Genomic DNA, 14,082 nt, shown 5'->3' with positions numbered 1-14,082 from the left:
ACTCTTTATTCTTTACTCTTTATTCTTTACATCTCACAATATACTTTTCACATCTCACACCTAACTTTTCACCTCTCACACTTATTACTTTTTATATCCTTCTCTAAATCCTTTTAAAACTTCATCGATTACCCAAGTGGTTCTCGCTGCTGAAATTCCATTAGACGGACAACCAGAAGCGCCTAGAATTTCCTGCACTACGGTTTCTATAAGTGGCTGTTGGATATGCAACGGATTCTCTATCGGGAAGCTTTCTATTTTTCCGTCTTTATCTTCGAGCTGTATTGGATCGTTGCCAAAAGTTGAAAAGGAAATTTTACCTTTATCGCCTACAATTTCGACAATATCATGTCGTTTGTGACTACCAAAATTCCACAGTCCTGTACCGTGAATTCCGTTTTCAAACAGAAACGACATCGAAACACTATCTTCTGCTGGATATGCCATAAGTTGTGATGTGGCATGACCTCGAACCGACTTAATTGGTCCAAAAACAAAATCTAGAAAGTCTAATGTATGACATGCTAAATCAACAAATATTCCACCGCCTGAAATATGTGGTAAAACTGTCCAAGGCAAATTGATTTCGTCGTCGTATCTTGCTTCAAAAGAATGATACAAAACACAGTTTACATGTCTTGGTGTTCCTATGATTCCGTTATCGATTAATTCCTTTATCTTTAGGAAACGTGGTAAACATCTGCGATAATAAGCTACAAATAATGGCACATTATTCGCTTTACAAGCTTGTATCATTTCGTTGCATTCTTCAAAATTTAGTGCCATTGGTTTTTCGACATAAACGGGCTTTCCTGCTTTGGCACATAAAAGCGTATATTCTTTATGTGATGATGGTGGCGTTGCTATATAAACAGCATCGACATCTGGATCATTTATCAAATCGACAGCATTCGAATACCATTTGGGTACATTGTGGCGTTTAGCATAATCCGCTGCCAAGGTAGCATCTCTGCGCATTACTGCTACTAGAGCTGAGTTTTTTGCTTTTTGAAACGCTGGTCCGCTTTTAACTTCGGTTACATTACCACAGCCTATAATTCCCCATCTAACAATTTCCATTTTTTTGGTTTTTAGTTGTTCCAAATTTAAGAGAAAAGAATTGCTTAAAAAAGCTAGTCACCAATTCGTGGATTATTTTTTCACTGCTCCCTATAGCTATCGGGATAAAAGGATTTGAGCGGATGCGCACTGATTTTTTTGCGAATTAAATCGGCCTAAATCTGCAAAATCTGCGAGAAACATTAAAAATAAGCTATGAATTTTAAAAACTCTACAGTTAATCTTTTACCACTCCCGATAGCTATCGGGATAAAGGATTTAAAATAGTTAGTCCGAATTATTTTTCTCGCAGATTTAAAAGGATTAGAGGGATTCTAAATCTTTGCGCTCTATGTGTAAATCTTTGCGAACTTTGCGGTTAATTTTGCCACAGATTAAAGGATTAAAATGATTTTAAAACTTTGCGCTCTTTGCGGTTAATTCTTGCCACAGATTTAAAGGATTAAAATGATTTAATTGTATTGTACAAAAAAACACGGATCTCTCTAATTAGTGTTAATTAGTGAAATCCGTGTTAGTATTAAATTAGCCCCAAATAAATTAATCTTAATCTGTGGCTGAAAAATTATTTAAATTACTTTTTAGGTAATGCTTTAAATCCCATATTGTACAATGTAAATGCCTGAATATCGACATTTTCCTGAATTGTAGCTGCTACTGATTTTCCTGCACCATGTCCTGCTTTTACATCGATACGGATTAAAACTGGATTATCTCCTGTTTGTTTTTCCTGTAATTCGGCTGCAAATTTAAAACTATGTGCTGGTACTACTCTATCGTCATGATCTCCTGTAGTTACCATAGTTGCTGGGTAATGAACTCCTTTTTTTACATTGTGAACTGGTGAATATCCTTTGATATATTCGAACATTTCTTTGCTATCCTGAGACGTTCCATAATCGTATGCCCATCCTGCTCCTGCAGTAAATGTATGGTAACGCAACATATCCATAACTCCTACTGCTGGCAACGCCACTTTCATTAATTCTGGACGTTGTGTCATTGTTGCTCCTACTAATAATCCTCCGTTTGAACCGCCACGAATCGCTAAGAAATCTGAAGAGGTATATTTTTGAGCAATAAGATATTCTGCTGCTGCGATGAAATCATCAAATACATTTTGCTTTTGCATTTTTGTTCCTGCATCATGCCATTTTTTACCGTATTCTCCACCTCCACGAAGATTTGGAACTGCGTAAACTCCTCCATTTTCCATCCAAACTGCATTAGCAATACCAAATGATGGCGTTAAGCTTGCATTAAACCCTCCGTAACCATATAAAATAGTTGGGTTTTTACCGTCTAATTTTAATCCTTTTTTATAAGTGATTATCATAGGAACTTTTGTTCCATCCTTAGACGTATAGAATACTTGTTTTGATTCGTAATCTGCACTTTTGAAATCAACTTTAGGCTGCTGATAAATTCCTGATTTTCCAGACTTAACATCAAAAGAATAAATAGTTCCTGGAGTGGTGTAATTTGTAAATGAGTAATACACTACTTTATCATCTTTTTCTCCTGCAAAACCACCTGCTGTTCCTACTGCTGGTAATTTTATCTCTCTAACTAATTTCCCAGTATAATCATATTGTTTTACTGAAGAAACAGCATCTTTCATATAATGTGCAAAGAAATAACCTCCTCCAGTTGATGGAGACAATACATTTTCTGTTTCTGCGATAAAGTTTTTCCAGTTTTCTGGTTTTGCATTATTTGCATCAACTGTTACAATACGCTTGTTTGGTGCATTTAAATCGGTTTGAATAAACAATTTAGATCCTTCGTTTTCAATTACTGAATTGGCACTTTTAAAATTATCTACAATAGTAACAATTGGGCTATTTTCTTTAGTTAGATCTTTAATATACAACTCGTTTCCGTAAGTAGAATTAGCTGCTGTGATAATTAAATATTTCATATCATCGGTTACATAACCTCCAACATATCTTCTTTTTTGATCTAATCCAAAAATAACTTTATCCTCTTTTTGAGCTGTTCCTAATTTATGGAAATACAATTTATGCTGATCTGTTTTTGCAGACAATTCGCTTCCTTTTGGTTTATCGTAACTAGAATAGTAGAATCCTTCGTTTCCTTTCCAAGAAATACCACTAAACTTTACATCTACGATTGTATCTTCTAATATTTTACGAGTTTGTGCATCAATGATAATTACTTTTCTCCAATCGCTTCCTCCTTCAGAAATAGAATATGCAGCTATGGTTCCGTCTTTAGTAAAATCCAATCCTCCTAACGATGTGGTTCCGTCTTTTGAGAATGTATTTGGATCTAAGAAAACCTCATCTTTTCCATTTTGTCCTTTTCTATATACAACAGATTGGTTTTGCAATCCATTATTTTTAGAATAATATGTTGCTTTTCCTTTTACAGAAGGAGCTCCAATTTTTTCATAGTTCCATAACTTTTCCATTCGTTTTTTTAACTCATCACGAAAAGGAATTTGGTCTAAATACGCATAGGTAACTTTATTTTGCTCTTTTACCCAAGCCGCTGTTTCTGCAGATTTATCATCTTCTAGCCAACGATATGGATCGCTTACTTTAGCATCAAAATAGGTATCAATAGTTTCTCCCTTTTTGGTCTCAGGGTATTTTATTGAGTTTGATTTTTGACTTTGTCCAAACGCCACTGTAGTTGCAGTTATAGCCATTAGAATACTAATTTTTTTCATTGTTATAATATTTGGTTTGTAACAAAAATAGTTATTTTTTCTATCTAATTAATATAAAAACCGCCAACTATATCGTTAGCGCTTTTAGAGGTCTTCTTTAGGAATTATTATCTTACAAATCGAAGTTAACTCCTAAAACTATGTTGCGTCCTATGTTAGGAATCCCATCAGTTTTTAATCGAGACAAGTGCGCAATGTATTTTTTATCGAATAAGTTATTTCCGTTTATATTTACATCAAAAGCAGTTTTACCAAATTTCACTGTTCCTCCAAAACCTAGATTAACTAATGAATATCCTTTTGAAGCTGTTTCGAAACCACTTACATTATCCTGATTAAAAGTAGAACTTACATTTAAAGTAGCAAATCCATCATGGAACCAGTTTTTAATATTAAACTCGGTTCTTATTGTGTTATTCCAGTTGTTTGCAGGAATTAATGGCAGGTAATCTCCGTTTTGTTTTTTACCCGTTACAGTTTCAAAACTAGTTTCAAAATGCAACCAATCTAATGGATGTGGATGAAAATGCAATCCAATCTCTCCACCATACAATTTAGCATTGTCCTGTACATAAGCAAAAACATCATTGTTATCGATTATTTCTCCTGTTGGCGAAGTATAGATATAATTGTTTACATGATTATAAAATCCATTTACAAAAAACTCAAAATGGCTGTTTTTATATTCCAGATTCAAATCGGTTTGTACGTTTTGCTCTGTTTTTAAAGCGCCACTTCCAATTTCATAACGATTTGTTCCTTCATGTACTCCATTTGATGTTAGTTCTGCTAAGTTTGGTGCTCTAAATCCTGAAGCAACATTCAAACGCATTGTCAGATTATCTGCAAGATTGGTTTTATACCCCAACGATGCGTTGAAACTATCAAACGATCTGTCTAATGCCTGAAAATAGCCTTCTTCTCCTTCTGTTCCGTGTGCAATCGAAGTTACATTTCGGTTATCGAAACGTAATCCTGCCTGTAACACATTACTTTTCCACTCATAGTTTGCTGTTCCAAAAACTCCAAAATCATTTGTTGTTGCATCTGGAATTAAATATTCTTCCCCCGAGTTAGCATTGGTTTGGTGCATTCCCTGAACTCCAACAATGGTTTCTATTTTTCCCATTTTAGGCAAATGATATTTTGCATTGTAATTAAATGTTTTCAGTTTCATGTGCAATGCAGCTTCATTACTATCTTCAAACTCACTTCTGTCATTTGTGATATATCCTAAATCGACATCTAATTTTGAATTCTGAAAAAAGAACACATTATTCAAACTCAACAAATGATTAAAAACTCCTTGTCTAGGAAACTCTGTATTTTTTGTTGTTGTTTGTTCTCCAAATCCTTCTTCTGAAATTCCTAAATCTAATTTATTGTAATTGTAACGTAAAACACTTGAGAAACTAGAATTGCTATATCCTATTCCGGTTTTAAAATCGGTTTCGTTATAACGCGTATTTGTCACACGGTCACTATCTCCTGCTTTATAATCAGAATGTGAATTAAAACTTCCACGTGCTAAAAACTTCCAGTTTTCTGTAGATGTTTTTAACCCAATTGAAGAATTACTTCCTTGTGTATTGGTGAAATATTTCTGACTGAAATTTGCCTTAAAATCTCCTGCATCAGCAAATTTTTCTGGATTAAAATACAAAACTCCTCCCAAAGCATCTGAACCATATAATAAAGATGCTGGCCCTTTTATAACCTCAACACTTTCGACCCCTGAATCATTTAATCCTAATCCATGTTCGTCTCCAAATTGTTGATTCTCTAATCGAACTCCTTGCGAATAAACTAAAACACGGTTTCCGCTTAATCCTCGAATTACGGGTTTACCAATAGAAGTTCCTGTAGAAATTTGAGAAACTCCCGGTATTGTTGCTAACCCTTCTATTAATGTTGAAGTCCCTTTTTGCTGTAATGTTTTAATGGTTTCATGTTCCACTTTCATTACATTTTGTGATTGTAATTTGCTAAAAGCTGTTGACACAATTACCTCATCCATTTCAAAGGCTGCTTGCGTAAGCAAGATATCCAAGGTGTTCTCTTTTAATAATTTTTCGATGTTTTTATTTTGAGTTGTATACCCTACAAACGTAAATGCGATACGCAGTCCTCCTTTTGGAAGATTATTTAAGCTGTACTTTCCATTTTCGTCGGTTGTAGTTCCTTTATGTAGTTCTGAAACATAAACTGAAACTCCTGGAACGGGTTGATTTTGCAAATCGGTTACGGTTCCTGAAACTGTATTTTGGGCATTAAGTAAGCCCGAGAACCCTAAAATTAGGGCTATTATGATTTTTTTCATTGTAAATGATACTATAGTTAGATGATTTCTCCATTTAAAAAAAACTCAAAAAATTGTATAAATACGCTCAACAACTCCGATAACTATCAGAATTGGTAAACCATTTTTACCATTCGAATCTATAAACGAAAATTTTGTTTGATTTTTATAAAAATCAAAACTGGGTAAATACGTTGTATTCCGAAAATATCGGATACCAAAAATCTAAACTATAGGAGGGCCTCGAAGGGAGTATAAACTTCCGGAAAATGAAATAGCTGTTTCCGAAAAGGTGAAGAAATAAGGAATTTCATCATGAAAAACGGGTAACTGAAAAGTAAATCTTTCAGGTGTTATATAACTACTTATTGCAAAATGACACACATAGCAATAATCTAAATTATGGTGCTGATGCGTTATTTCGGTATTTGTTACATTATACTCGTGATGACATTGTTTTTTTGAAAACTCTTGAACAATATGCTCATAACTATGGAATGACTGAAACAGCATTGAGAACAATACCGTCATCGTCAAAGAAATACTTATTATGAGCTGTTTTCTTTTCATGCGCTACAAAGGTATAAAAAACATGTAAGCGAAATGAACACTATAGGAAAAAGGTTCTGAGGCACTAAGTTGCAAAGGTTCAAAGTTTTTTTATTGTCTACTAAAAAAATTAGTTGAAAAGCTGATAAAATTTTAAATCTGTGATGAAAAAATTAACCTCAAAGGTCGCAAAGCTTTTCCTTGATCTTGTCATCCTGAGCGGAGTCGAAGGACCATAATCTTTGTCGAGTAACCCGTGGAGACCCTTCCTACGTCAGGGTGACAATATTGTGGCTTGTTTGTCTTTAGAGTTTAAATACTATAATGTGTAGTTTTTACTCTCAACAAAACATTTGTGTTAATTTGAGCAATTTGTGGTAACCTTTTTTAATCTGTGATGAAAAAATTAATCGCAAAGGTCGCAAAGCTTTTCCTCGATCTTGTCATCCTGAGCGGAGTCGAAGGACCATAATCTTTGTCGAGTAACTTGTGGAGACCCTTCCTACGTCAGGGTGACAATATTATGGCTTATTTGTCTTTAGAGTTTAAATACTATAATGTGTAGTTTTTACTCTCAACAAAACATTTGTGTTAATTTGAGCAATTTGTGGTAACCTTTTTTAATCTGTGATGAAAAAATTAATCGCAAAGGTCGCAAAGCTTTTCCTCAATCTTGTCATCCTGAGCGGAATCGAAGGACCATAAACTTTGTCGAGTAACTCGTGGAGACCCTTCCTTCGTCAGGGTGACAATATTGTGGCTTGTTTGTCTTTAGAGTTTAAATGCTATATGTGTAGCTTTTACTCTCAAAAAAACATTTGTGTTAATTTGAGCAATTTGTGGTAACCTTTTTTAAATCCATTTAATCCTCTATCCCGATAGCTATCGGGAGTGGCAAAAAAATTAACCGCAATCAAATCACAACTGAACCTCCAAAATCTTATATTTGTATAGTTTATTTCATAATACTAAAATCCCCCTATACTCTTGGAACAATCATTAAAACCAAAATCCAATATGCGATTATTTTTTAGTTGTTTATTTTTAGTATCGTTTCTAAATGTTTTTTCTCAAGAAGAAAAGACTCCTGCTACTGAGGCTCCAAAAGTAAAGATTGATTCTCTATACCGAGAAGATCAGTTTTATTTTGCGGTTACCTATAATGCATTGAACAATGCTCCAGAAGGATTATCACAAAAGAAATTTTCAGCAGGATTAAGCTTTGGTTTTCTAAGAGATATGCCTATTAACAAAAACCGAAATATTGCAATTGCAGCTGGTTTAGGTTTGAGTTACAAAAATTACTTTCAAAATATTGGAATAACGGGAACTAGTGATGCTCCTATTTATAATGTAATAAATTATTCTAATGTTAACTCAAACAAATTCACTCAATACTTAGTCGATTTCCCTATTGAATTCAGATGGCGAACTTCAACATTTGAGAGCTATAAATTCTGGAGAATATACGGCGGTATAAAATTTAGTTATGTTTTATTTGACCGTTCTGTTTACAAAGATTCAGAACAAAAAGTAATCATTAAAAACAATCGTGATTTCGAAAAATTCCAATACGGTGTGTATATGTCAGCAGGATTTAATACCTGGAATATTTATGCCTATTATGGTTTAAAACCTTTATTTAAATCAGCAAAAACGAGTACTCAAAGTATCGATATGAGAACAATGAATATTGGTGTAATCTTTTATATATTATAACCAAAAAACCAAAAATAGTACTTGCGGAATTATCCCTATCAGCAATCCAATAATGAGTTCCTTATTGGTATGAGCATTCATTTCCAGACGGGATGAAGCTACAAAACCATTCATTAATATGAAAAAGGCAACCCAATACATCATATATGGTACTTGAAGATGTCGGCTTAAACCAATTGCGAAAATCGTTAATCCGCTAATGGCTATCATATGCAAACTGGCTTTTATTTTAAAAAAAGACAATACCAGTGCAATTATAGTACTAAACAATGCTCCTAAAAAGAAGAAATGCAACTCTGGATATCGCATAATCACGACACTACGCTTAACCAATAAAATGATTAAAAAACAATGAAGTACCAACGGAATCTTACGTTGTGAAGTTTCATGAATCATAATCGAATCGACATTTCCTGTTGAACGAAGCAGCAAGAAAAACAATATTGGAACCAAAACCGTAATAATTAATATCTGAAAAAGTATAAAGAATTTCTCCTCATTGGCAAATGCATCTTCTTTAAAAAAAAGATAAAATATACTCGCATACATCGAAATAAACAATGGATGAAATAAATAAGAAATTGCTGGAAGAATCTTTTTCAACGGCTTGATTTTATTGTCTTGAACAAATATAAAAAAATATATGACTTTCTATAAATTGCTCAAAATTTTAACAGCAACTAAAAAGGGAACGCGGATGACGCAGATTCGCCAAGGCGAAACGCGGATAAAAACGGATTTTTATCTTATCATTTTTAAAAAATCCGCTTTTATCCGCGTCTTTACTTTAATATCCCGATAGCTATCGGGACCGTGTCATCCGCGTTCCATTATAGACAAACTTTACAATTTGAATAATTGCATTTTTAAGAAAATATTAAAAAACTCTTTTCTACCTTTAATGTTTCAAACAACAATATGTTTTTCTAACTCATCACAACTACCATTTCACATTTTACAAAAAACATTTTACAAAAAACATCCAACATAAAACACTTCATAATTCGATGCCTATAAATCTTAAAAACATAATTCAAATACTTCATGCTAAATGGTTTGGTGGCAATTCTGACATTAACATCGACCATCTTTCTATTGATAGCCGTTCTTTACAAAACGGACCCAAAACTTTATTTTTCGCTTTAAGCGGACCAAACAATAATGCGCATGACTATATTCCAGATCTAATCGAAAAAGGCGTTCATAATTTTGTGGTAACACATATTCCTGAAAATTATACACAAAGAGCTAATTATATAGTTGTCGAAAATTCACTAACGGCTTTACAGACAGTAGCTGCTTACTATCGAAGTCTTTTTGATTTTCCTATTATCGGATTGACTGGAAGTAACGGCAAAACGATAGTTAAGGAATGGCTTAATTTCTTATTGAGTCCTGACCATAACATTATAAGAAGTCCAAAAAGCTACAACTCTCAGGTTGGCGTTCCGTTGTCTATTATTGCAATTAACGAAAAACACAATCTAGGTATTTTTGAAGCTGGAATTTCTACCGTTTCTGAAATGGATAAACTAGAAAAAATCATCAAACCGACTATCGGACTTCTTACCAATATTGGTTCGGCACACGATGAAGGTTTTTTAAATCTTGTACAAAAGATTGATGAAAAACTACTTTTGTTTAAAGAAACTCCTGTAATTATTTATCAGAAAACAGAGGTTGTTCATTCTTGTTTGACACAATTTGCTGCCGAATATATGTTGGATTCCAGAAAATTGTTTTCTTGGAGTTTTACGGATAAACATGCTGCTGTTTTAATTTCTACAAAAGAGACTCATAACGACAGCACTATAATTGAGTACCGATATAAGAACGAAAAAAGCCAATTTACTATTCCGTTTCAAGACGATGCTTCGATAGAAAATGCTATTTCGTGTCTAATGGTTTTGTTGTACTTAAAATACGATTCGGCTACAATCGAGAATCGAATGCATTTATTGTATCCTGTAGAAATGCGTTTGGAAGTAAAAAACGGAATCAACAACTGCAGTATAATCGATGATAGTTACAGTTCGGATTTTCAATCGCTAAAAATAGCATTAGATTTTCTGGAAAGTCAGCATAAATTCAAGAAGAAAACCGTGATTTTATCTGACATTCTTCAGAGCGGATTTACAAATGACGAATTATATTCAAAAGTGGCTCAACTTATCGAATCTAATAAAATAACCCGTGTTATTGGTATTGGTTCAACCATTTCGTCGTTTAAAGATAAATTCACCAATTGCATTACATTTCCCAATACTGCCGAATTCATTGCGCATTATGAATCATTAGATTTTGAAAATGAAACCATTCTAATAAAGGGAGCACGTTCGTTTCAGTTTGAAGAAATTGTAGCATTACTTGAGGAGAAAACTCATGAAACAATTCTGGAGATTAACCTCAATGCTATTGGTCATAATCTTAATTTCTTTAAATCTAAAATAAATCCAACCACCAAAATGATGGTGATGGTTAAAGCATATAGTTATGGTAATGGCGGTCTTGAAATCGCCAAATTACTCGAACATCACAAAGTAGATTATTTGGGTGTGGCTTTCGCCGATGAAGGAATTTCACTTAAAAACGGCGGTATAAAACTCCCGATAATGGTACTTAATCCCGAGTCGACTAGTTTTTCTGCCATTATTCAGCACCAATTAGAACCCGAAATTTATAGTTTAAAAGGGCTGAAATCCTTTTTGAAAATTGCTAACGAAAAAAAACTACATCATTTCCCGATTCATATAAAATTAGATACAGGAATGCACCGATTGGGTTTTGAAGCCAATACGCTCGATGAATTAATCACTACTCTAAAAGGAAATACAACTGTTGAAGTAAAAAGTGTTTTATCGCATTTGGCTACAAGTGATGAAGAAAAGCACTTTGATTTTGTTCTTTCTCAAATTGACTTATTCGAAAAATTGTCTTCTAAATTAATAGAAGCATTAGATATTAATCCAATTCGTCATATTTTGAATACTTCTGGAATTAGTAATTTCCCGCAGGCACAATACAATATGGTTCGTTTAGGAATTGGTTTATACGGAGTTTCTAATGATCCTGCTGAACAAAAATATTTAGAAAATGTAAGCACGTTAAAATCGATTATTTCACAAGTAAGAACTATTCCTGCTGATGATAGCGTAGGATATGGACGTCGCTTTATGGCCGAAAAAGAAACTCGAATCGCTACAATTCCAATTGGTTATGCCGATGGAATTGCCAGACTTTGGGGTAATGGAGTGGGCTTTGTAACTATAAAAGGACAAAAAGCACGTATTGTTGGAAACATCTGTATGGATATGCTCATGGTTGATGTAAGTGCCATTGATTGTAAAGAAGGTGACGATGTGGTGATCTTTGGCGAAAGCCCAACTGTAGTCGAAATGGCACGGGAATTACGAACAATTCCGTATGAAATCTTAACTAGTATTTCGCAACGTGTGAAGCGTGTGTTTTTCCGTCAATAATATTTTAGTCGATATTTAATTAAAATATGCGAAATATTACTTATTTTCGAGTAAGAAAAAATTTTAAACTAAAACAATATCAAATATGGGAATGTTATCTGAATTTAAGGAATTTGCAATGAAGGGCAACGTGGTCGATTTAGCTGTCGGTGTCATAATTGGTGGAGCTTTTGGTAAAATTGTAAGCTCTTTTATCGAAGATGTAATTACTCCGTTGTTATTAAAGCCTGCATTAGATGCTGCGCATTTATCTACAATCGAAGAACTAACCGCTTTTGGAGGTGTAAAATACGGTTTGTTTATTTCGGCAGTAATTAACTTTTTAATTGTTGCTTTTGTATTGTTTATAATCATCAAAGGAATAAACCATGCTAAGAAAAAAGAAGTTGTCCCTCCACCTGCTCCAGCTGGACCGACACAAGAAGAATTATTGACTCAAATTAGAGATTTATTAAAGAAATAATCCGCTACACTATTGTCTATCTAAACCGTTCAAAATCTGAACGGTTTTTTTATAAAGAAAATAAATTAAGAAACACAATGGGACACGACACAAGTGCTTTGATTGGGCGTATGCCAATTAATATTGATAAGATAAAATTTTATGGATTAGCAGTTGCATTTGAAGACGATTTTGCTATAATTTTTTTAGACGAAGATCATCTTTTCCGTTGGAGTTTAAAACTAAATTTAGATTATTATTCCGGCAATGAGAATTTACGGTTTGGTGATGAATTAATTCATTTTTTAGCCAAAGAAATTGAACTCGAAGAATATATAATTACTTATCTAAGTTTCGAATTTTACGGTGAACTATATAAAAATGCTCTTAAAATTGACGAAGGGGAGATAAATTTAATACTGCGAAAAATTGGCGTCGATGCTTATAACAGTGCAAATGAATTCCACAAATTAAATCTTGACAATTATAGAATGTCTGAATGTTATTATTGGGAAGGAGAGTCGAATTGGGCAAATTTGCGTAAAAACATCATAGCAGGTCATATAGATAACTAAACCGTTCAAAATGGGAACGGTTTTTCTTTTTTGTTACAAATATAACATTTTGTTGTTTTTTGTGAACCCGCTTGTTTTCAACTTCATTATACCTATTTTTGCACTTCAAATAACAAACATTCACAATAAAAAATATAAAAATGAGAATAGCGATTGTAGGCGCTACCGGTATGGTTGGCGAAGTAATGCTAAAAGTGTTGGCAGAAAGAAATTTCCCTGTTACAGAATTAATTTTGGTTGCATCTGAGAAATCAGTTGGTAAACAAATCGAATATAAAGGAACTAATTATACGGTTGTTGGATTACAAACTGCTGTTGATTTGAAAGCTGATATTGCTATTTTCTCAGCTGGTGGTGAAACTTCATTAGAGTGGGCTCCAAAATTTGCTGCTGCAGGAACTACCGTTATCGATAACTCATCAGCTTGGAGAATGGATCCTACAAAAAAATTGATCGTTCCTGAAATCAATGCTTCTTCATTAACCAAAGAAGATAAAATTATAGCAAACCCAAACTGTTCAACTATTCAAATGGTTTTAACATTGGCGCCGTTGCACAAAAAATACGATATCAAAAGAATTGTTGTTTCTACTTACCAATCTATCACTGGAACTGGTGTAAAAGCTGTAAAGCAACTTGAAAATGAATACGCTGGAGTAAAAGGCGAAATGGTTTATAAATATCCTATTCACAGAAATGCTATCCCTCATTGCGATAGCTTTGAAGAAAATGGATACACCAAAGAAGAAATGAAACTAGTTCGTGAAACTCAAAAAATTCTTGGTGACAATACTATTGCTGTAACTGCAACTGCAGTTCGTGTTCCTGTTGTTGGTGGACATAGCGAAGCTGTAAATGTTGAGTTTACAAATGATTTTGATGTAAATGAAGTACGTGAAATTTTACATCATACGGATGGTATTGTTGTTCAGGATAACCTTGACACATTTACTTACCCAATGCCTCTTTATGCTGAAGGTAAAAATGATGTTTTTGTAGGTCGTATTCGTCGTGACGAAAGCCAGCCAAACACTTTAAACATGTGGATTGTTGCTGATAACTTAAGAAAAGGTGCTGCAACAAATACAATCCAAATTGCAGAATATCTTGTCGCTGCAAAATTGGTATAATTCACCTCCTAATATCTGATAAAAGCCGTAATCGCAAAGTTGTGATTACGGCTTTTCTGTAGAAAAAGAGTATTCTCAACAATAAAAAAAGCCATATCTTAGCTACTAAAAACT

Annotated in this window: 10 protein-coding genes; 5 read left to right on the top strand and 5 right to left on the bottom strand. The window is 33.7% G+C overall.

Features of this window, described 5'->3' with window-relative positions:
- Positions 1–84 precede the first annotated feature (84 nt).
- From LPB87_RS08495 to LPB87_RS08480, 4 genes are all read right to left on the bottom strand, one after another.
- Entirely contained in the window at positions 85–1,080 is a 996-nt protein-coding gene (locus LPB87_RS08495; protein WP_230605693.1) for a Gfo/Idh/MocA family oxidoreductase, read from the bottom strand.
- Positions 1,081–1,654: 574 nt separating this feature from the next.
- On the bottom strand, positions 1,655–3,775 hold the full coding sequence (locus tag LPB87_RS08490; protein WP_230605690.1) for a prolyl oligopeptidase family serine peptidase: 2,121 nt from the start codon (positions 3,773–3,775) through the stop codon (positions 1,655–1,657).
- A gap of 112 nt (positions 3,776–3,887) precedes the next feature.
- Positions 3,888–6,095, bottom strand: coding sequence for a TonB-dependent receptor (locus tag LPB87_RS08485; RefSeq protein WP_230605688.1), 2,208 nt, complete (start codon positions 6,093–6,095; stop codon positions 3,888–3,890).
- Positions 6,096–6,299: 204 nt separating this feature from the next.
- On the bottom strand, positions 6,300–6,644 hold the full coding sequence (locus LPB87_RS08480) for a hypothetical protein (protein WP_230605686.1): 345 nt from the start codon (positions 6,642–6,644) through the stop codon (positions 6,300–6,302).
- Between the two features lie 996 nt (positions 6,645–7,640).
- On the opposite strand from LPB87_RS08480, the gene LPB87_RS08475 reads away from it, so the two are divergent.
- A complete protein-coding gene (locus LPB87_RS08475; RefSeq protein ID WP_230605683.1) occupies positions 7,641–8,342 on the top strand; it encodes a porin family protein in 702 nt (233 codons plus the stop codon).
- On the opposite strand, the gene LPB87_RS08470 is transcribed toward LPB87_RS08475, so the two are convergent.
- Positions 8,337–8,945 carry a hypothetical protein gene (locus tag LPB87_RS08470; protein WP_230605681.1) on the bottom strand — a complete coding sequence of 203 codons (609 nt, stop codon included), beginning with the start codon at positions 8,943–8,945 and terminating at the stop codon, positions 8,337–8,339. The genes LPB87_RS08475 and LPB87_RS08470 overlap by 6 nt on opposite strands.
- A gap of 404 nt (positions 8,946–9,349) precedes the next feature.
- On the opposite strand from LPB87_RS08470, the gene LPB87_RS08465 reads away from it, so the two are divergent.
- The 4 genes from LPB87_RS08465 (at position 9,350) to LPB87_RS08450 (ending at position 13,968) form a co-directional block, all read left to right on the top strand.
- Positions 9,350–11,821: a bifunctional UDP-N-acetylmuramoyl-tripeptide:D-alanyl-D-alanine ligase/alanine racemase gene (locus tag LPB87_RS08465; protein WP_230605679.1), complete on the top strand. Its 2,472-nt coding sequence runs from the start codon at positions 9,350–9,352 to the stop codon at positions 11,819–11,821.
- An 85-nt stretch (positions 11,822–11,906) separates the two neighbouring features.
- A complete protein-coding gene (mscL, locus tag LPB87_RS08460) occupies positions 11,907–12,284 on the top strand; it encodes a large conductance mechanosensitive channel protein MscL (protein ID WP_129540084.1) in 378 nt (125 codons plus the stop codon).
- A gap of 77 nt (positions 12,285–12,361) precedes the next feature.
- On the top strand, positions 12,362–12,838 hold the full coding sequence (locus tag LPB87_RS08455; RefSeq protein ID WP_129540085.1) for a hypothetical protein: 477 nt from the start codon (positions 12,362–12,364) through the stop codon (positions 12,836–12,838).
- A gap of 140 nt (positions 12,839–12,978) precedes the next feature.
- Positions 12,979–13,968 (top strand): aspartate-semialdehyde dehydrogenase, encoded by a 990-nt coding sequence (locus LPB87_RS08450; RefSeq protein WP_129540086.1) that lies wholly within the window; start codon positions 12,979–12,981, stop codon positions 13,966–13,968.
- Positions 13,969–14,082 lie beyond the last annotated feature (114 nt).

The sequence above is a fragment of the Flavobacterium sp. EDS genome, assembly GCF_020991525.1.
Lineage (GTDB): Bacteria > Bacteroidota > Bacteroidia > Flavobacteriales > Flavobacteriaceae > Flavobacterium.
Note: the sequence above shows the minus strand (reverse complement) of the source record. Positions and strands in the feature narration are given on the sequence as shown.

Excerpts from the sequence above, each read along its gene's own strand:
- LPB87_RS08495 (WP_230605693.1), bottom strand. The coding sequence starts at position 1,080 with ATGGAAATTGTTAGATGGGGAATTATAGGCTGTGGTAATGTAACCGAA.
- LPB87_RS08490 (WP_230605690.1), bottom strand. The coding sequence starts at position 3,775 with ATGAAAAAAATTAGTATTCTAATGGCTATAACTGCAACTACAGTGGCG.
- LPB87_RS08485 (WP_230605688.1), bottom strand. The coding sequence starts at position 6,095 with ATGAAAAAAATCATAATAGCCCTAATTTTAGGGTTCTCGGGCTTACTT.
- LPB87_RS08480 (WP_230605686.1), bottom strand. The coding sequence starts at position 6,644 with ATGAAAAGAAAACAGCTCATAATAAGTATTTCTTTGACGATGACGGTA.
- LPB87_RS08475 (WP_230605683.1), top strand. The coding sequence starts at position 7,641 with ATGCGATTATTTTTTAGTTGTTTATTTTTAGTATCGTTTCTAAATGTT.
- LPB87_RS08465 (WP_230605679.1), top strand. The coding sequence starts at position 9,350 with ATGCCTATAAATCTTAAAAACATAATTCAAATACTTCATGCTAAATGG.
- mscL (WP_129540084.1), top strand. The coding sequence starts at position 11,907 with ATGGGAATGTTATCTGAATTTAAGGAATTTGCAATGAAGGGCAACGTG.
- LPB87_RS08455 (WP_129540085.1), top strand. The coding sequence starts at position 12,362 with ATGGGACACGACACAAGTGCTTTGATTGGGCGTATGCCAATTAATATT.
- LPB87_RS08450 (WP_129540086.1), top strand. The coding sequence starts at position 12,979 with ATGAGAATAGCGATTGTAGGCGCTACCGGTATGGTTGGCGAAGTAATG.